14 protein-coding genes are annotated in these 19,082 nt (G+C 67.6%); 5 read left to right on the forward strand and 9 right to left on the reverse strand.

The features are described 5' to 3' along the window. Position 1: 1 nt before the first annotated feature. The 3 genes from BM436_RS03310 (at position 2) to BM436_RS03320 (ending at position 2,925) form a co-directional block, all read left to right on the forward strand. Positions 2 to 622, forward strand: a complete 621-nt coding sequence (locus BM436_RS03310) for a Maf family protein (RefSeq protein ID WP_093553451.1) — start codon at positions 2 to 4, stop codon at positions 620 to 622. Positions 623 to 671: 49 nt separating this feature from the next. Continuing rightward, positions 672 to 2,135: a ribonuclease G gene (gene rng / locus BM436_RS03315; protein WP_093553453.1), complete on the forward strand. Its 1,464-nt coding sequence runs from the start codon at positions 672 to 674 to the stop codon at positions 2,133 to 2,135. A gap of 148 nt (positions 2,136 to 2,283) precedes the next feature. Continuing rightward, the gene (locus BM436_RS03320) at positions 2,284 to 2,925 is read left to right on the forward strand and encodes a PEP-CTERM sorting domain-containing protein (RefSeq protein ID WP_093553455.1); all 642 of its coding nucleotides are present in this window, start codon (positions 2,284 to 2,286) and stop codon (positions 2,923 to 2,925) included. 83 nt (positions 2,926 to 3,008) lie between these two features. Here the strand turns inward: BM436_RS03320 and BM436_RS03325 are convergent, their stop codons facing one another. The 4 genes from BM436_RS03325 to BM436_RS03340 all read right to left on the reverse strand — a co-directional run bounded on the left by BM436_RS03325 (position 3,009) and on the right by BM436_RS03340 (position 9,020). Further along, a complete protein-coding gene (locus tag BM436_RS03325; protein ID WP_229488849.1) occupies positions 3,009 to 5,129 on the reverse strand; it encodes a TonB-dependent siderophore receptor in 2,121 nt (706 codons plus the stop codon). A gap of 183 nt (positions 5,130 to 5,312) precedes the next feature. Next, complete coding sequence (locus tag BM436_RS03330; RefSeq protein ID WP_093553459.1) at positions 5,313 to 6,860, reverse strand: GGDEF domain-containing protein; 1,548 nt, start codon at positions 6,858 to 6,860, stop codon at positions 5,313 to 5,315. Between the two features lie 22 nt (positions 6,861 to 6,882). Further along, on the reverse strand, positions 6,883 to 7,941 hold the full coding sequence (gene waaF / locus BM436_RS03335; protein ID WP_093553461.1) for a lipopolysaccharide heptosyltransferase II: 1,059 nt from the start codon (positions 7,939 to 7,941) through the stop codon (positions 6,883 to 6,885). Beyond that, complete coding sequence (locus BM436_RS03340; RefSeq protein WP_177306916.1) at positions 7,938 to 9,020, reverse strand: O-antigen ligase family protein; 1,083 nt, start codon at positions 9,018 to 9,020, stop codon at positions 7,938 to 7,940. The genes waaF and BM436_RS03340 overlap by 4 nt, the downstream gene beginning before the upstream one ends. 241 nt (positions 9,021 to 9,261) lie before the next feature. On the opposite strand from BM436_RS03340, the gene BM436_RS03345 reads away from it, so the two are divergent. Beyond that, a complete protein-coding gene (locus BM436_RS03345; RefSeq protein ID WP_093553465.1) occupies positions 9,262 to 10,140 on the forward strand; it encodes a glycosyltransferase family 2 protein in 879 nt (292 codons plus the stop codon). Positions 10,141 to 10,168: 28 nt separating this feature from the next. Here the strand turns inward: BM436_RS03345 and BM436_RS03350 are convergent, their stop codons facing one another. Both BM436_RS03350 and BM436_RS03355 read right to left on the reverse strand, forming a co-directional pair. Beyond that, a complete protein-coding gene (locus BM436_RS03350; RefSeq protein ID WP_229488851.1) occupies positions 10,169 to 10,765 on the reverse strand; it encodes a response regulator transcription factor in 597 nt (198 codons plus the stop codon). Between the two features lie 13 nt (positions 10,766 to 10,778). Beyond that, complete coding sequence (locus BM436_RS03355; protein ID WP_229488852.1) at positions 10,779 to 12,359, reverse strand: ATP-binding protein; 1,581 nt, start codon at positions 12,357 to 12,359, stop codon at positions 10,779 to 10,781. A 112-nt stretch (positions 12,360 to 12,471) separates the two neighbouring features. On the opposite strand from BM436_RS03355, the gene BM436_RS03360 reads away from it, so the two are divergent. After that, positions 12,472 to 12,702 (forward strand): DUF6139 family protein, encoded by a 231-nt coding sequence (locus BM436_RS03360; RefSeq protein WP_093553724.1) that lies wholly within the window; start codon positions 12,472 to 12,474, stop codon positions 12,700 to 12,702. A gap of 12 nt (positions 12,703 to 12,714) precedes the next feature. Here the strand turns inward: BM436_RS03360 and BM436_RS03365 are convergent, their stop codons facing one another. The 3 genes from BM436_RS03365 to BM436_RS03375 all read right to left on the reverse strand — a co-directional run bounded on the left by BM436_RS03365 (position 12,715) and on the right by BM436_RS03375 (position 19,022). Further along, on the reverse strand, positions 12,715 to 14,580 hold the full coding sequence (locus BM436_RS03365; RefSeq protein ID WP_177306918.1) for a DUF4214 domain-containing protein: 1,866 nt from the start codon (positions 14,578 to 14,580) through the stop codon (positions 12,715 to 12,717). Positions 14,581 to 14,671: 91 nt separating this feature from the next. Continuing rightward, positions 14,672 to 18,190 (reverse strand): DNA polymerase III subunit alpha, encoded by a 3,519-nt coding sequence (gene dnaE / locus BM436_RS03370; RefSeq protein WP_093553473.1) that lies wholly within the window; start codon positions 18,188 to 18,190, stop codon positions 14,672 to 14,674. 178 nt (positions 18,191 to 18,368) lie between these two features. Further along, complete coding sequence (locus BM436_RS03375; protein WP_229488854.1) at positions 18,369 to 19,022, reverse strand: transposase; 654 nt, start codon at positions 19,020 to 19,022, stop codon at positions 18,369 to 18,371. Positions 19,023 to 19,082 lie beyond the last annotated feature (60 nt).

The following is a 19,082-nucleotide window of genomic DNA, read 5'->3' on the forward strand; positions in this document are numbered from 1 at the left end:
GATGAAACCGGTCGATAAGAAGATCTACCTCGCCTCCAAGAGCCCGCGCCGGCGCGAACTGCTGCGCCAGATCGGCGTGGACTTCGAGCTGCTGCTGCTGCGCAACGACGGCCCGCGCGGCGCCGACGTCACCGAGGACGTGCGTCCGGGCGAGTCGGCGTACGACTACGTGGGCCGGGTGGCGGCCGAGAAGGCCGCCTTCGCCTTCGACCTGATACGGCGCCGCCACCTGGTGCCGCGCCCCGTGCTGACGGCCGACACCACCGTCACGCTGGACGGCGCCATCCTGGGCAAGCCGGCCAACACGGCCGAGGCGGTGTCCATGCTGGAGCTCCTGTCCGGCCGCACCCACCAGGTCATGACGGCCATCGCGGTCTACCACCACAAGCTGGAGCTGCAGGTCACGCAGGTGTCCGAGGTGCGCTTCGCCACGCTGACGCCGGCCTCGATCCAGGCCTATTGCGCCACCGGCGAGCCCTACGACAAGGCCGGCGGCTACGGCATCCAGGGCCTGGCCTCGGTGTTCATCGAGCACATCGAGGGCAGCCATTCCGGCATCATGGGCCTGCCGATCTACGAAACGGCCCAATTACTACGCCAGGCAGGCTTGCCTCTGCCGTAAAGGTCTGTATGATCCTCGTTCAAGAAAACAATAACCGGCAGCACTACCAATGAACGAAGACATACTCATCAACATCACCCCGCAGGAGACGCGGGTGGCCCTGATCGTGCAGGGCGCGGTGCAGGAATTGCATATCGAACGCACCCTGACCCGCGGCCTCGCCGGCAACGTCTATTCGGGCAAGGTGGTGCGGGTGCTGCCGGGCATGCAGTCCGCCTTCATCGACATCGGCCTGGAACGGGCCGCCTTCCTGCACGTGGCCGACATCTGGGAGGCCCGTCCGCACGACGGCCAGAACGCCGCCCCCACCCCGATCGAGAAGATCCTGTTCGACGGCCAGGTGCTGACGGTGCAGGTCATCAAGGACCCGATCGGCACCAAGGGCGCGCGCCTGTCGACGCAGATCTCGATCGCCGGCCGCATGCTGGTCTACCTGCCGCAGGACAACCACATCGGCGTGTCGCAGAAGATCGAGAAGGAGACCGAGCGCGAGCAGCTGCGCGCGCGGCTGCAAAGCCTGCTGCCGCCGGAGGAGAAAGGCGGCTACATCGTGCGCACCCAGGCCGAGGACGCCAGCGATTCCGACCTGGCGGCCGACGTCGACTACCTGCGCAAGACCTGGGGCGCGATCTGCCACGGCGCGCGCACGCTGCCCGCCACCAGCCTGCTGCACCAGGACTTGAGCCTGGCCCAGCGCGTGCTGCGCGACTTCGTGCACGACGAGACGGCCAGCATCCAGGTCGACTCGCGCGAGAACTTCATCAACCTCACCGAGTTCGGCAAGACCTACACGCCGTCCGTGCTGCCGCGGCTGCACCACTACACGGGCGAGCGCCCGCTGTTCGACCTGTACGGCGTGGAGGAGGAGATCCTGCGCGCGCTGGGCCGGCGCGTGGACTTGAAGTCCGGCGGCTACCTGATCGTCGACCAGACCGAGGCGATGACCACCATCGACGTCAACACCGGCGGCTTCGTGGGCGGGCGCAACTTCGCCGACACCATCTTCAAGACCAACCTGGAGGCGGCGCACGCGATCGCGCGCCAGCTGCGGCTGCGCAACCTGGGCGGCATCATCATCCTCGACTTCATCGACATGGAGAACAACGAGCACCGCAACGCGGTGCTGGCCGAGCTGAAGAAGACCCTGTCGCGCGACCGCACCAAGGTGTCGGTGTCCGGCTTCTCGGCGCTGGGGCTGGTGGAGATGACGCGCAAGCGCACCCGCGAGTCGCTGGCCCACATCCTGTGCGAGCCGTGCCCGGCCTGCGCCGGCAAGGGCCAGGTGAAGACCTCGCGCACCATCTGCTACGAGATCCTGCGCGAACTGCTGCGCGAGGCCAAGCAGTTCAATCCACGCGAATTCCGCATCCTCGCCTCGCAGGAGGTGGTGGACCTGTTCCTCGAGGAGGAATCCCAGCACCTGGCCATGCTGGGCGACTTCATCGGCAAAAAGATCTCGCTGCAGGTGGAGAACTCCTATCACCAGGAGCAGTACGACGTGATCCTGATGTAGCCGCGTCGGAAAATCTTACAGTCACTCCCGATTTGCAAGCCGATGCCGCACCAAGTCATTGAAAAGTAACATTATTTCCAAGTGGCATGTTAATTGCTTATAGGATATTTAAAGTTCCCATAAGCATTTAACCCACCCTAGGATAACAATGAAAAAGCTCATCTCCGCACTGTGCGTAGCCACCGCCGCCCTGACGGCACCATCGCACGGCGCCGTGATCAACTTCGGCTCCACCTCCTCCAATGGCGGCGACTGCACCTATACCTGCACCGCCCACCTCCAGCAGGAATACGACGCGGCCGCCTTCGGCTCGACGGTCGAAATCAGCCGTATCAGCTTCTTCTTCAACTACCTGGACCAAACGAACCAGACGCCGTGGCAAGTGCGCCTGGCAACCAACGCCAACGGCAGCGGCATCAATTCGGCGTTCGCCAGCAACCTGGGCGCGGACAAGGCGCTGTTCGCCACCGGGAACGGCAGCGTCACCGTCAACAATCGGGTCGATTTCTTCGGTTCCTTCGTCTACGATCCGAGCGCCGGCAACCTGATGCTCGACATTCTGGGCGGCGGCGGCGTCACCGGCTCGTTCACCGCGACCGGCGACGTCAACCGCGTGTATAGCTGGGGCGAGGAGACGTTCGGCAATGTGGATTTGTTCTACGGCATCTCGACCGAGTTTGAAGTGGCGCCCGTGTCGTCGAACGACGTGCCGGAACCGGCCACGCTGGCGCTGTTCGCCGTCGGCATGGCCGGCGTGGCGTTCAGCCGCCGCAAGAAGGCGGCCGCTTAACGTTCCCCTCCTCCGCGCCGTCCCGGAATGGACGGCGCGATACCGGCTGGCCCGGACGAAAACGTCCCGCGCGCCAAGCCGGATCAGAACTCGAACACCGTGTTCAGCCTCACCTGGCGCGGATCGCCCAGGGTGACGACGTTGTTGCTCAAGCCACCCGCGTAGGTGTCCCTGCCGAACAGGTTCTTCACGTTGAGCGACACCCGGTAGCCATTGCCGCTGTAGCTCGCCGCCGCGTCCACCACCGTGTAGGCCGGCACCGTGTAGTCGAAGGAATAGCCGCGCTTTTCGCTTTCGTGGCGCAGGCCGGCTCCCAGCCCCAATCCCGCCAGCGCGCCATTCCCGGTCAGGTAATTGGCCCACACCGTGGCGCCGCGGCGCGGCACGTTGTTGAGCGGCTTGCCCACGTAGGCGGCGCGGTTGTCGCGCGTGACTTCGGAAGCGATGTGGGCGGCGGCCCCGCGCAGGGTCCAGCCGTTGCGCAGGTTCAGCGTCAGCTCGCCCTCCACTCCCCGGCTGCGCTCCTCGCCGGTCTGCACGCTGAAACCGTTGTGCTCCGTGTCCGCCGTGGTCACGTTGCGGCGGCGCAGGTCGTAGACGGCCATGACGGCGGTGACGCGGCCGCCATCGGGACTGTATTTGATCCCCAGTTCGGACTGGCGCCCCGTCTCTGGCTCGAAACGCGCGCCAAAGTAATCGACGCCGGACACCGGCAGGAACGAGGTGGCGTAGCTGGCGTAGGCCGCCGCGCCGGGCGCGAGGCGGTAGGACAGGCCCGCGCTGCCGGTGGTGGCGCTGTCGGTCTGGCGGTCCTCGATGCCGCCGCGGTTGTTGGTGTTGCCCGTCGTGGCGCGGTCGCGGCGCAAGCCCAGGGTCGCATCCAGCCGCCCGGCCAGGGCGAACCGGTCGCGCGCGTACAGGCCGGTCATCGGCAGGCGGCTGGTGGTGTCGGCCTGCGCGGCGGCGGGACAGGCGATCGCCACGCCGTACACGGGGTTGAACAGGTTGAGCGCCGGGAGAGTGCACGTGGTGGTGGCGAAGCGCTCGCGCTGCGTGCTGGCGTCCAGGCCCAGTGTGAGATGGTGCAACGTCCCCAGCACGGACAGCGTGCCGCCCACATGGGTGTCGAGCGCGGCCACCTCGCCGTCGAATTCGCGGCGGCTGCCGGTGCGGCTCAACGTGGCGCCGTTGGCCGCCAGCGCGCCGTTGAACACGCCGGGGCCGACGCCGCCGTACTCCTCCCAGCGGAAGTTCTGGTGCAAGGTCCAGCGGTCGTTGAAGCGGTGCGCGAGCGCATAGCCCACGCGCTTGCGCTCCACGTCGTAGCCGCCCATCGCGGGATCGCCGATGAAGCGGTTGAGCGGGATCGGCCCGTTGGGGTTGGGCAGCAAGGTGCCGCGCGGCGGCAGGCCCTGCTGGCGCAGCCATTCGCGCCGGTGGTAGCTGGCCAGCAGCGTCAGATCGGTGTCGCCCCCCAGGTCCAGCGTCAGCGCCGGGGCCAGCCAGCGCGTCTTGAAGAACACGAAATCGGTGGGGTCGTCGCTGTCCAGCGCCAGCGCGTTGACGCGGAACGCGGCCTTGCCGGTGGCGTTCAGCGGACGGCCGACATCCAGCGTGGCCTGCCGGTGGTTGTCGCTGCCGATGGTGACGCCCGCCTCGTTGAACGCGTGCGCGCGCGGCCGCTTGCTGACGGAGTTGACCATGCCGCCCGGCTGCACATTGCCGAACAGCAGCGAGGCCGGCCCCTTCAGCACGTCGAGCTGCTCCACACCGAATAGCTCCTCGGGGATCTGCACCGACTGCGCGGTGCGCAAGCCGTCCACGAAGGTCGATTCGGAGGCGCGCATGCCGCGGATGATGAAGTCGTCGAAGCCGCGGCGGCCGTACTGCCCCGGGGTCACACCGGCCACCGTGCGCAGCGCCTCGGCCAGCGTGGTCGATTGCTGCGCGTCGAGCAGGCCGCGCGTGACGACCGTGATCGATTGCGGCGTTTCCAGCAGGCCGGCCCCGGATTTGGTCGTGCTGGCGGCGCGTTTGGCGGCCAGGCCGGCGGTTTCATCCCGGTCGCCGGTCACCGTCACCTGGGGCAGCGCGGCGGTGGCGCCGGCATCGGCGTCGTCTGTGGATAGCCGGGCCGGCGCGGCCTGGGGCAGAGACGCCCAGGCGGCAGCCAGCACCAGCGCAAGCGTGGTTTTGCGGAGCACGGTGAATTCCTTTGATGGCGGGGACACTGGCTTGCAAAACGCTGGCTGGTGCGTGGATGGTCACCATTGTAAATGGGAATCATTCTCAATGTAAAGTCAAATCCACTTGGGACCGCCGCCCCGCAAGCCGAGCTGAAAGCAAAGAAGCAAGCAATATCGCGGCGCGCGCCGAACGTCCCTGATTCAAGCCGGATTGTTGGCGGCCTGGTCCGCGTACCCCTCGACCTCGACCCGGTTGCGCCCGGCCGACTTGGCCGCGTACAGCGCGCGGTCGGCCGCCTCCACCAGCTCGCCCGCGTTGTCGACGCCGCGCCGCGGCGTCATCGCGGCCACGCCGGCGCTGATGGTCACCACCTTGGCCGGGCTGCCCTCGTGCGGCATGCGCAGTTCGGCGATGGCCTTGCGCACGCGCTCGGCCACGGCGGCCGCCCCGGCCGCGTCCGTGCCCGGCAGCAGGATGCCGATCTCCTCGCCGCCGTAGCGCGCCGCCAGGTCGCCCGGGCGCTTCGGCGTCAGCACCCGTATCGTCTTGCTGATCGCGCGCAGGCAATCGTCGCCGGCGCTGTGGCCGTACAGGTCGTTGTACTGCTTGAAGCAATCGACGTCGATCATGATGAAGGCCAGCGGCGCGCCGCCGCGGATCGCCCGGCTGAACTCGTTGCCCAGCGTGACGTCGAACTGGCGCCGGTTGGCCAGGCCCGTCAGGCCGTCCTGCAGCGCCAGCTTCTCCAGGGTGCGGTTCAGGCTTTCCAGCGCGTCGCGCGCCACCAGCAATTCCTTTTCCGCCTCCAGCCGCAGGTCGATCTGCTGGATCAGCCGCCGCCCGAACAACGCCAGCAGCGCCGCCAGCAGCAGCACCCCCAGGGAGTGCAGCAGCGTGTCGCGCCGCCAGCCCTCCAGCACCTCGCTGCGCGACAGCGCCGCCACCACGAACAGCGGATAGCGCTCCAGCGCGCGGAAGCTGTTCAGGCGCACCTCGCCGTCCTGGGTGGAGCGGAATTCGCCCTTGCCGGCGTCGCCCGAGCGGATATAGGCCTGGTACACCGGGGTGTTGATCACGTTGGCGCCGATCTTGTGCTCCTCGGTCGGGCGGCGCAGCACCATGGCGCCGCTGTTCAGCACCAGCGCCACCGCGCCCCGCTCGCCGATGTCCAGGCTGTCGTAGAAGTCCTTGAAGTAGTCCATGTCGATGGTGGCCAGCGCCACCCCGGCGAAGGCGCCGTCCGGGTGGTTCAGGCGGCGCGACACGGGGAGGATCCATTTGCCGGTGGAGCGGCTGACCACCGGCAGGCCGATGTGCGGGCCGCTGTCGGTGTGGTTCAGGTGGTAGACGAAGTATTCGCGGTCGGCGTTGTTGACGTTGGGCGGCGTGACGGGGCGGGAATTGACCACCCAGCGGCCGGTGGCGTCGTAGACGAACAGGCCGTTCAGCTGGGGCAGGTTGCGCACCTGCGCCACCATCAGCGGGTGCAGCCGCCGCAGCGCGGCCGGGCCGGTGCCGTCGGTCTCGATGCGCTCGACGATGTCGGCCAGGCTGGTGTCGGCCGCCTTGATGGTGTCGTCCGCGTGCTGCGCCATCGAGCGCGCCAGGTTGGAGGTGGTGCGCTCGGTGGCGGCCAGCAGCTCGCCGCGCGCGTTCAGGCTGCGCCAGCCGTCGATGGCCACCAGCGACAGGCAGACGGTGGCCACGAACACGGTGGCCCAGAACGTGATCGAGAACCGTTTCAGCATGGCGTCCCGTCCCCCGCCCGGCTCAGGCGCGCGGGACCAGCATGGGTTGCAGGGTCCGCCACACCTGTTCCGGAGCGATCTTTTGCATGCAGTCCTGGTGGCCCAGCGGGCACTCGCGCTGGCGGCAGGGCGAGCATTCCAGCCGCAGCGAGATGGAGGCCGCCAGGTCCGAGAACGGCGGCGCGTGGCCGGGGTCGGTCGGGCCGTAGATGGCGATCACCGGCCGGTTCAGCGCGGAGGCGATGTGCAGCAGGCCGGAATCGTTGCTGACCACGGCGCCGGCGCGGGCGATCAGCGCCACCGCCTCGGCCAGCGAGGTGGCGCCGGCCAGGTTGCGCAGCGCCGGCAGGCCGCCCGCGGCCTGGATCACGGTCTCGCAGGCCTCGCGGTCCTTGGGCGAGCCCAGCAGGGCGATCTGGACGTCCGGATGGGCCGCGACGATGGCCCGCGCCAGGCCGGCGAAGTGCGCCGGCGGCCAGCGCTTGGCCGTGCCGAACTCGGCGCCGGGGGCGAAGGCCACCAAGGGCCGCGCCAGGTCCAGGTTGGCGCGCGCGCAGGCGGCCGCGATCTGCTCCGGGCTGGCCGCCAGCCGGGGCCGCGGCACGGCGTCGCGCTGCGCGGCCGGCAGCGGCGCCACCGGCGCCAGCGCCAGCGCGGCGTAGAACGGCACCATCGGCCGCGGCGGCGCGTCGTCGCGGTGCATCACGTTGATCAGGCCGTAACGGCTCTCGCCCTTGTAGCCGACCCGGCGGGGAATGCCGGCCAGCCACGGGATCAGCGCGTATTTGAGCGTGTTCGGCAGCACGTAGGCGTCGGCGTAGCCGCGCCGCGCCAGACGGCGCGCGTAGCGCCAGCGCTCGCGCAGTTGCAGCGGGCCGTGGCGGAACGGCGTTTCCAGCACCTCGGCCACCTCCGCCATCTGGCGCCACACGGGCGCCACCGACGGCGGCGCCAGCACGTCGATCGCCCGCTCCGGATGGGCCGCCTTCAGCAGCGCCAGCAGCGGCTGCGCCATCACGGCGTCGCCGATCCAGTTGGGGGAAATGACCAGGGTGCGCCCGCCCGCGGTGTGGCCGTTCATGCGGCGTCCCCCTCGTCGCGCGCGTTCAGGCACAGGCCCATCAGCAGGAACAGCATCTGCGCGTAGAACATGGTGCTCATGATGGACCAGTAGATCACCTCGGTCAGGCCGAAGCTGAAATAGCCGATCACCAGCAGCAGCCCGGCCAGCGCCGGCGCGGTCACGGCGGGGCTGGCCGACTCGTGGGTTTTCAGGATGCGCGCGAAAAACAGGAAGGGCGCGATCAGCGTGCCCAGCCACACCAGCAGGCCGGGCACGCCGCCGTACACCAGCACCTGCAAGATATCGTTGTGGAAATGCTCGGCCTCCAGCACGAACGATTGCAGCCGGCCCGCCCGCACCTCCTCGGCCAGCTCGGCCTCGATCTCGCCGGTGGTGGAGATGCGCCAGGGGTGGCGTTCGGCCAGCATCAGCGCGCCCTTCCACAGTTCCAGCCGCACGCCGACGTTGGTGTAGGCGTTGCCGCCGTCGAAGTAAGTCTTCACTTCGGTGACGCCCTGCTCGAGCCGCTCGCGGGCCCCGGTCTGGTCGATGAAGTAAGTGCTCACCATCAGCGCCAGCGCCGCGACGGCCAGCGCCTTGGCGGCGCGGGCGCGCAGGAAATGGCCGTATTTGACGAACAGCACGGCGGCGAACAGGATCGCGATCCAGCCGCCGCGGGTGCCGGTGGCCACCGATCCCAGCAGGCCCGCCAGCGCGCCCAGTGCCGGCCACACCGCTTGCCGGCCCTTGAAATCGAGCACCCCCGCCAGGCACATCATGCCCATGCATAATTGGATATCGCCGAATGTGATAGCATTGATGAGTCCGCCAGGACGCTCGATGCCGAGCGACCAGCGCTGGTAGCAGATGAACACCGCGCCCGCCATGGCGCCGGCGATCAGCCCCCACCACAGGGCCTTGCGGCCGGGCCGGACCGCCAGCACCGCCAGCAGCACGGTGACGCTGAACGCCATGCGCGCCGGCTTTTCCAGCGCGCGCAAATGCAGCTCCGGATGCCACAGCATCCCCGCCAGGGCGAAGGCAAAACTCAGCAGCAGCGCTGTTAAAACCCAGCGAATCTCAGTAAGATGGCGCACCAGCGGCGCTTTCGCCGCCCGCCAGCAGAGCATACCGGCCAGCAAAAAGCCGAAGCCGGCGAGGCTGACGCCGGACTTTGTGACCAGCGCCAGGCACGGCAGCAGGAAAACCAGACTGTGGATGAGGTACGAGGGGTACGATAAGGCGTTGTTTTGCAGAATGTTTTTTTTTGTAAAAGTATTATTCATTAATGTTTTGTGAGCCTATTCTTGCAGAATCAACACAGGCAGCATCGACTTCATGCAACAAGCATCAAAAATATCCGTCATCATTACCACGTACAACCGCCCGGACGCGCTGGCGGCGGTGCTCGATGCTTGCTTCTGCCAGGATGATAACAACTTCGAAATCATTATCGCTGATGACGGCTCCACCCACAACACGCGCCAGTGCATCGCCCGGCTGAAGGGCCGCTCGCCGGTGCCGCTGCGGCACGTGTGGCAGCCCGACGAGGGATTCCGCGCCGCGCGCGCGCGCAACCAGGGCATCCTGGCCGCCAGCGGCGACTACATCGTGTTCCTGGACGGCGATTGCGTGCCCCAGCCCAGTTTCGTCAGCCAGCACCGCAAGCTGGCCCGGCCCGGCTACCTGGTGACCGGCAGCCGCGTGCTGCTCAGCCCGGGCTACACGCTGCGCATGCTGGCCGAGCGCATCGACGTGTGCAAGCTGGGTTTCTGGGACAAGCTGAAACTGCGCCTGACGGGCGACCTGAACAAATTCCTGCAAACCGTGCTGACCCTGCCGGACTTCGGCCGCGAAAGCCGCCGCTTCAGCTGGCGCCGCATCAAGAGCTGCAACCTGGGCGTGTGGCGCAGCGACCTGACGCTGGTGAACGGCTTCGACGAGAGCTTCCACGGCTGGGGACACGAGGATTCCGACCTGGTGGTGCGCCTGTTCAACGCCGGCGTGATGCGCAAGGAAGGCGCGTTCGCCACCGAGGTCTACCACCTGTGGCACCGCGAAAACGAGCGCAGCCTGGAAGACCGCAACCGCAACATCGTGCTGCGGCGCGCCAACGACAAGACCGTGCTGGCCACCCAGGGCCTGCAGTCGGCAGGCCCGCGCGGCGGCGCCCGCCGCAGCGCCGCCATGGCGCCGCTGCCCACCTCGGGCACCTGACCCGCCGCCTTCCCGGACAACTCCCGCGCTACTCGTCGTCCAGCATGGCGATGCGCACCAGTTCGGCCACGTGGCCGACCCCCAGCTTGCTCATCAGCCTGGCCTTGTGCACCTCCACCGTGCGCACGCTGATGCCCAGTTCCGGCGCGATCTCGCGGTTGTGCCGTCCCAGCACCACCAGCCGCATCACCTCGCGCTCGCGCGGCGTCAGCTCGCGCAGCAGGTTGCGGCCGTCCTCGCGCTGGCGCAGCTCCTGGCGCTGGCGCGCCTCGGACGAGAACGCCTCCTCGATGGCGGCCAGCAGCTTGGCGTCGTCGAAGGGTTTCTCCAGGAAATCCAGCGCTTGCGCCTTGAAGGCGGCGCGCGCCAGGCCGACGTCGCCATGGCCGGTGACGATGACGATGGGGATGCGGTTGTCCAGCTCCCCCAGGCGGCGCTGCAGTTCCAGCCCGTCCATGCCGGCCATGCGGATGTCGATCAGCAGGCAGCCGGCCCAATCCGGCTGCCAGGCGCGCAGCAGCGCCTCGCCGCCGGGAAACACGGCGGTGCGGTAGCCGTGCACGCCCAACAGCAGGCTGAGCGCGTCGCGCACCGAGGGGTCGTCGTCCACTATGTATACAGTCAATGCCAGGGCCACGTTATTCTCCCGATTCCAGGGCTGGCAGTATAAAACGGAAAACGCCGTGGCTGGCCACTTCCGCCCACAAACTGCCGCCGTGCGCCTCGACGATGGCGCGGCTGAGCACCAGTCCCAGGCCCAGGCCGCTGGCCTTGGACGAGACGAAGGGCTCGAACAGGCGCCGCGCCAGCGCCTCCGACACGCCGGCGCCGTTGTCCTCGACCGTGACGCGCAGCCGCCCGTCGTCCAGCCGCGCGGCCGACAGCGCGATGCGGCGCTCGCCCGGCGGCCGCGCGGCCACCGAATCGAGCGCGTTGGCCAGCAGGTTGCGCAGCACCAGCTCGACCTGGAGGCGGTCGGCCAGCACGGCGACCGGCGGCGCCGGCGCCACCGCCAGTTCCACGCCCTGCTCGCCGCACTGGGCCGAGAATTGCTCGGTGATGCCGGACAGCAAGGCCTCCGCCGGCACCGCCTCCAGGCGCAGCGCGCCGGTGCGGAAAAAGTCGCGCAGGCGGCGCACCACCTCGGCCGCCCTGCCGGACTCGGCGATCATGCGCTCGATCGCGCCGGCCAGCAACGGCCCCGTCTCGCCCCGCGCCAGCAGGTGCTGGCAGGCCTTGCCGTAGGCCGACAGCGCCGTCATCGGCTGGTTCAGCTCGTGGGCCAGCGCGGCGGCCATCTCGCCGGCCGCCGCCAACCGCAGCGTTTGCTTGAGCTCGTCGGCCACCTGGCGCCGCTCGTCGACCACGATGCCGATGAAAAAGCCGACCAGCGCCAGCACCGCGTCCAGCATTTGCAGGTCGGCCACCGAGATGTCGGCCGCGTCCGTCCACTTCACCAGCGTGATGATGCCCAGTTGCAGCACGAACACGATCACCGCCGCGCCGTACACGCCCTGGCGCGCGGCGGCCCAGATCACGGGCAGGAACAGCAGGTAGAAGTGCTGGTACTCGGCGCGCGCGATGTGGCCGAACACGGCCGTCAGCACGCAGATGGCCAGCAGCAGGTAGCCCAGGCTTTCCCAGCGCCACACCGCGTCGCGCAGGCGTTCGCGGCTGGACTGGCTGGCCAGTTTCCAGATCAGCGGCATCGACACCAGCACGCCGACCGCGTCGCCGATGGCGAAGCGCGACACCGCCAGCGCCCACTGCCCGGTCGGAATCAGCCCGGCCAGCGACAGCACCAGGACGTAGGCCACGCTGTTGAGCAGGATGCCGGCCGCCACCACCGCCAGCCAGGTGGTCAGGCGGCCGCGGTTGTCGAACATGGTGGCGGTGCTGAAATTACGGCGCAGGCCCTCGCCGATCAGGCCGTAGCCCACGGTCAGCGCCAGCGCGCCCAGCACGGTGAAGGCGGGGCCGGCCGCCATGCCGCGCACCAGCGCCTCGGCCCCCACCAGCGCCACGAACCAGGGCACGGCCGCGCGCGGCCCGTGGCGCAGCCAGTACACCAGGCCCAGCGCGGTGTCCGGATTCCACGGCGTGATGTTCAGGCCGTAGCGCGGATCGATATAGGTCGACCAGTCCAGCAGCAGGTACAGCAGGACGAACCAGACGCCGTGCAGGCGCGCGATCAGGGTGCGTAGCGAGGGAGGGATCAAGTGGCGCGTGCTCCATAAATTGTGCCCGGCGGCTAGAAGAACGCTCCCCCGCCGCGCGTCGCGGTAGAATCGTAACGCAAGCCCGCTTATTCCACTATCTGGAGGAAACATGATGCGCCTTGATATCTACCGACGAGCTGAGCACGATGGCATATTTTCCTATCTGGCCGTGCCGGAGGGACAGGAAATCCCGCAGGAAGCCATCAACACCGACTGGGAACCCGACGCGATGGCGTTCGAGGTCGACGAGACCGCCAGCGCCCTGCCCGACTTCCATATCGAGCGGCCGCTGGAACAGATCGGCGACAAGGGCTACGCCATCACCGGCCTGAAGGACATGTAGGCGGCCCCGCGGTCAGCCCGCGAACGGGATGTACTCGAAGCCGTTGGTGATGCTGCCGATCACCAGCGCCTGGTTTTCCGCCCCCTCGCTGAAATACGCCAGCACCTCGGCCTTGCCCAGCTGGTTGTTGTCGAGGATGCCCAGCCAGTAGTTCAGCCCGTCCAGTTCCGGCGCGCGGTGCAGCACGTTGTTGTACAGCTTGGTCACAAAGGTCAGGTTGCTGGGATTGCTGCCGCCGTACAGCGCCGCGAATTCCGCGCCGGCCACGAAGCTGGCGGCCACGTCGCGCAAGCTCGTCCCCTGGTCCATGGCCTTGATCCAATAGCCCAGCCCGGCCTGGTCCGGCGTGCGGTCGAAGGCCGCCTGGTAGATGCGGTAGGCCTGGCCGCCGACGCCGTCGATATCGATCCCCACCGTCTTGTCGCTGAAACGGATGCGCTCGTCCGCCAGCAGCACGTCCGTGCCGCCGGCGCCGACATTGTCGGTCACCGTGTAGCCGGCGCCGCTTTTGACGATGGTGAAATCGGCGCGCGCGCCGCCGTAGACCACGGTGTCGGTGCCGGCGCCGCCGTCGATATGGTTGTTGCCGGCGCTGGCCGTGAAGGTGTCCGTGCCGGTGGTGCCGCCGAGGTTGCGCGCGCTGGACACGGTGAGCGACTGCGCCGCCGAGGCCGCGGACGCGTTGCCGGCCGCGTCGGTGGCGCGCGCCGTCACGCTGTACGCGCCATTGGCCAGCGCCACCGGCGTCAGGCTCCAGGCGCCGCTGGCGTTGGCGGCGGCCGTGCCCAGGCTGGTGGCGCCGTTGAACACCTCGACCTGGGCGCCCGCCTCCGTCACGCCGCTGAACACCGGCCGGTTGCCGCTGGCCGCCGCCGTGCCCTCCTTGGTGACGACCAGGGTGGGCGCGGCCGGCGCCGTGGTGTCGACGTTGTTCAGGGTGAGCGTGGTGTCGCTGAAGCGCAGCAGTTCGATGTTGCTCAGCGTGTCCGTGCCCTCGGCGCCGGTGACGCTCCAGCTGCCGATGCCCAGCTGCGCCACCGCGTAGGCGGCGCGCGCGCCGCTGTAGCGGGCGGTGTCGGTGCCGGCGCCGCCGTTCAGGATGTCGTTGCCGCCCGAGCCCTCCAGCATGTCGTTGAAGGCGGTGCCCGTCAGCTGGTCCGCCACACCGGTGCCGGCCAGGTAGCGCGCGCCCGTGGCCGAGCCTATCCCCAGCGCGCCGCCCAGGCCGTCCTCGCCGTACAGCCACTTCAGCGCCGCGATGTCGTACTCGCTGAACGTGGAGCGGTCGGCGCCCACGTGGGTGTAGGACATGATGGTGTAGTTGGTGTTGTCGGTCGCGGTCGGCAGGCGGATGTCGCCGTCGAAGGGGTGGCCCAGGCCCAGCATGTGGCCCAGCTCGTGCAGCAGCGTTTCATAGCCCTGCCCGCCCGGCGTCGGGTTGGCGTTCTCCGTGCCCCACTCGACGTTGTCCAGATAGATATACGACGAGGCCTCGTAACTGGTGATGGTCTGGCTGCCCTGCAGGAAACCGTACTCCGACGACGACATGCAGATGCCGGCCGTGTTGGCGCCGTCGATATTGGCGTTGGCCAGGTGCACCTGGGCCAGGCTGGCGTTGCTGGTCTCGACGAAATTGATGCCGGTGACTTGCGACAGGTAGGCCATCGCCGTCCGCGTGGCGGCCTGCTGGGCGGCGCTGAAGGCCAGCGGCGTGCTCAGGATGTCGGGATCCGACGGATGGCCCGTCGTCGAAAACGTGTAGCGGATGGTGTTGCCGGCCGGCGTAAGGTAATTCCATTGCGGCGACGTGTTGAGCAGCGCGTCGATGTAATTCTGGCCAGAAAGGGGGGCGGTGCTGACGTCGGAGATGGTTGCCATGGCGGTGTGCACTGAACTGCTGAGAGGACGGGAACCCTCAGTATTTCCCGCCATCAATGCAATGTCAATGGACGAAGCTTAACAGTTCACATTAATACTCGACCGCCACCTCGCGCGCGCCCAGCACCTGCTCCAGCGAGATCTTCAGCGCGTCGGACGGCGCCACGCGCCACTCGTCGCCCAGCTGCAACACGCAATCGACGCCCTGCGGCTTGACCCGCATCGCCACCGGCAGCCCGGCCGCGTCGCGGTACGGCGCCAGCACCTCCTGCAGTTTGGACGACGCCACCGAGTCCGGCAGCGACCAGCCCATCTGGCGGCCGAAGTGGCTGCGCGCGGCGATGATGTCGTAAGCCTTCTCGGCGGAGATGCGCAGGCCGCCCGAGAAGCGGTCCTCCGACACCTTGCCGACCACGGCCAGGAACTCGTCCTCCTTGAACATGCGCTTGTTCTCGTCGAACAACTCGCTGTACACGGTGACCTCCACCACGGCGCTCTTGTCGTCCAGGGTCAGGATGTAAAGCTTGCCGCGCTGCGTCATCTGCGGGCGGATGCCGGTGATCACGCCGCACAGCATGCGCGGCTCGCGCGACGGCTCCAGGTCGGCCAGCTTGGTGCGCGCGAAGCGGCGCGCCTCCGGCGCGTAGGAATCGAACATGTGGCCGGACAGATAAAAGCCCAGGGCGGTTTTTTCCTCGGCCAGCTTCTGGCGGTCGGTGAACGGCGCCGCCTTCACGTACTCGGGCGGGGCCACCAGGTCGCTGTCGTCGCCGCCGAACAGGCTGACCTGGTTGGCCGCCTTGGCCGCCTGGTCCGCGCATTCCATGGCGAAGCTCACGGTGGCCAGCAGGATGGCGCGGTCGATTTGCAGGCAGTCGAAGGCGCCGCTCTTGATCAGTGCCTCGATGGTGCGGCGGTTGATCTGCTTCTTGTCGACCCGCATGCAGAAGTCGAACAAGCTGGTGAACGGCCCGCCCGACTCGCGCGCGGCGATGATGGCCTCGATCGCGTTCTGGCCGGCGCCCTTGACGCCGCCCAGGCCGTAGCGGATCTGCGTGACCTTCTTGCCGGTGACGGACGGCGCCTCGCCGTCCGGCCGGAAGCGATAGGCCGACTTGTTGACGTCCGGCGGCAGGATGGTCAGGCCGCAGATCTCGATCGAATCCTCGACCAGGATCTTGACCTTCTCGGTGTCGTCCATGGCCAGCGACATGTTGGCCGCCATGAACGCGGCCGGGTGGTGCGCCTTCAGGTAGGCCGTGTGGTAGGACAGCAGCGCGTAGGCGGCGGCGTGCGACTTGTTGAAGCCGTAGCCGGCGAACTTCTCCATCAAGTCGAAGATCTCGTCGGCCTTCTCGGTGGTGAGGCCATCCTTGGCGGCGCCGGCGCGGAAGATCTCGCGGTGCTCCGCCATCTCCTCGGCCTTCTTCTTGCCCATCGCGCGGCGCAGCATGTCCGCGCCGCCCAGCGAATAGCCGCCGACGATCTGCGCCATCTGCATCACCTGCTCCTGGTACACCATGATGCCGTAGGTCTCGGACAGGATGGTCTCGGTGCGGGGATCGGGATAGTCGAAGCGCTCGCCGTGCTTGCGCTTGCAGAAGTCCGGGATCAGGTCCATCGGGCCCGGACGGTACAGCGCCACCAGCGCGATGATGTCCTCGAAGCGGTCGGGGCGCGCGTCCTTCAGCATGCCCTGCATGCCGCGCGACTCCAGCTGGAACACGGCCACGGTTTTCGCCTTGGTCAGCAGCTCGTAGGACGGGCGGTCGTTGAGCGGCAGCTTGGCCAGGTCGAACCCGGCCTCTTTCGGATCGAGGTCCTTGATGTAGTTGACCGCGCGGTCGAGAATCGTCAGCGTGGTCAGGCCCAGGAAGTCGAACTTCACCAGGCCCACGGCCTCCACGTCGTCCTTGTCGTACTGCGACACCACGCCGCCGTCGCCGCCCTGCGTGTACAGCGGGCAGAAGTCGGTCAGCTTGCCGGGGGCGATCAGCACGCCGCCGGCGTGCATGCCGATGTTGCGGGTGATGCCCTCCACCTGCTGGGCCAGGTCCAGCAGCTGCTTGACCTCGTCCTCGTTCTCCAGGCGCTCCTTGAGCATCGGCTCCTCTTCGATCGCGTCGGCGATCGTCACCGGCTTGCCCGGCTTGAACGGGATCAGCTTCGACACACCGTCGCAGAAGGTGTAGCTGAAATCGAGCACGCGGCCGACGTCGCGGATCGCGCCCTTGGCCGCCATGGTGCCGAAGGTGGCGATCTGCGAGACCGCCTCCTTGCCGTACAAATCCTTCACGTGCTGGATGACGCGGTCGCGGCCCTCCTGGCAGAAGTCGATGTCGAAGTCGGGCATCGAAACCCGCTCGGGGTTCAGGAAACGCTCGAACAGCAGGTTGTACTTCAGCGGGTCCAGGTCGGTGATCAGCAGCGCGTAGGCCACCAGCGAGCCCGCGCCCGAGCCCCGGCCCGGTCCGACCGGCACGCCGTTCTCCTTGGCCCACTGGATGAACTCCGCCACGATCAGGAAGTAGCCGGGGAACTTCATGTTGCAGATGGTGTCCGTCTCGAACTTCAGGCGCGCCTCGTAGCGGGGACGCTCCTGCTCGCGTTTCACGGGATCCGGGTACAGGTGTTCCAGGCGGGCCTCCAGGCCCTTTTTCGACTCGGCCACCAGGAACTCGTCGATGGTCATGCCGGGCGGGGTCGGGAAGTTCGGCAGCTGCGGCTTGCCCAGGGTGAGCGTGAGGTTGCAGCGCTTGGCGATCTCCACCGAGTTTTGCAGCGCGGCCGGCAGGTCGGCGAACAGCTCGCCCATTTCGGCCTGCGTCAGGAAGCGCATCTGCTCGTTGAAGCGGCGCACCCGCTTGGCGTTGGCGATCATCTCGCCCTCGGCGATGCAGATGCGCGCCTCGTGGGCGATGAACTCGTCCGGCGACATGAACTGCACCGGATGGGTGGCCACCACGGGCAGGCCCAGCTTGGCCGCCAAGGCCACCGAGTGGCGCACCTGCGCCTCCTGGTTGGGCTGGCCGGCGCGCTGGATCTCGATGTAGAAATGGCCGGGGAAGATGGCGGCCCACTTGCGCGCGTGGCGCTCGGCCAGTTCCAGGTTGCCGTTGTCGATGGCGGCGCCGACGTCGCCGAAGCCGGCGCCGGACAGCGCGATCAGGCCGTTGTCGGTGCGTTCGCCCGGCAGCAGGTCATAGGTCTGGTTGGCGCGTTCGGCCAGCCACTCGGTGCGGATTTCGGCGCGGCCCTTGTACTGGTTGGTGAGCCAGGCGGTCGACAGCAGCTCGCACAGCTGCAGGTAACCCATGCGGTTCTTGGCCAGCAGCAGCAGGCGGCCGGGCTTTTCGCGGTTGTCGTCGTTGGTGATCCACACCTCGCAGCCGACCACCGGCTTGATGCCCTTGCCGCGCGCGGTCTTGTAGAACTTGACCATGCCGAACAGGTTGCCCAGGTCGGACACGCACAGCGCGGCCTGCTGGTCCTTGGCGGCGGCCTTGACCAGGTCGTCGATGCGCACCAGGCCGTCGACGATGGAGTATTCCGAGTGCACCCGCAGGTGGACGAAGGACGGGCCGGCTTGTTCGCTTGCTACTATGCTCATTCAACTGCTCTTGGGGAAGGAAATATCCCGCTATTTTACCCCGCCCGGGCGCGTTGACCGCCCCGAAAAAGGGGTCAGGTTCAATTAATCAAAAAGGGGGCGGGTTCGAAAAAAGGGGTCAGGTTCAATTAATGGGACCCGCTCCGGGCAGCGGTGTCCAGCCCGCAAGGGAGTCGGGCTACGTCCTGCTCGGGCGTCCTCGCCGGAGCGCCGCGAAAGGACGCCCAAGCCGGCGCGTTACCTCCTCAACAAAAGCCTCGCTTCCGAAGGGACTGCCTTGCCTGAGCGCGCGACGGATGTGCTCGAGCATCTCCGGCGGCAGAGCGTCTTGGAACTGCGCGATATAGGCGTCGTGCCGCCGTCCATCCGTAGGGCACAAGTGCAGGAGGCTGGCATGCGGTGTCAGCAAAGCATCATGCTCGCCAAAAGCGTTGGCGCGATAGCTGCTCCAGATATAGTCGGCGGGGCTCTCAACCATTCCCGCCGTCACCGGATTGCGTTCGATATAACGTTGGCAGTTCAGCAAATATACCTCCGAGTCGACCAGTGACGATTTGTATCGTCCATCCCACAACGTGCCTGTGCGGCCATGCACCTTATTCATATAGCGCACAAAACTGCGGCCCAAACTCATCATCAGGCGGGATGGACCGTCCGCCTGCGCAGGCGTCGCCAGTAGATGCACATGGTTCCCCATCAACACATAGGAGTGCAACTTGCACTGGCTCTCTTCCAAAGCTTGCGCAAGGAAATGCCGATACGCGCGATAGTCCGTGTCGCTGAAAAAGCACTGGCGGCGATTGTGACCCCGCTGCACTATGTGCAGCGGCATGTCTGCTAGGTGGGAGCGTGGTCTGCGTGGCATGCCCTCAGCATAGGCTTGCCTCACTGC

The organism is Pseudoduganella namucuonensis (assembly GCF_900116645.1).
Taxonomy (GTDB): domain Bacteria; phylum Pseudomonadota; class Gammaproteobacteria; order Burkholderiales; family Burkholderiaceae_D; genus Rugamonas; species Rugamonas namucuonensis.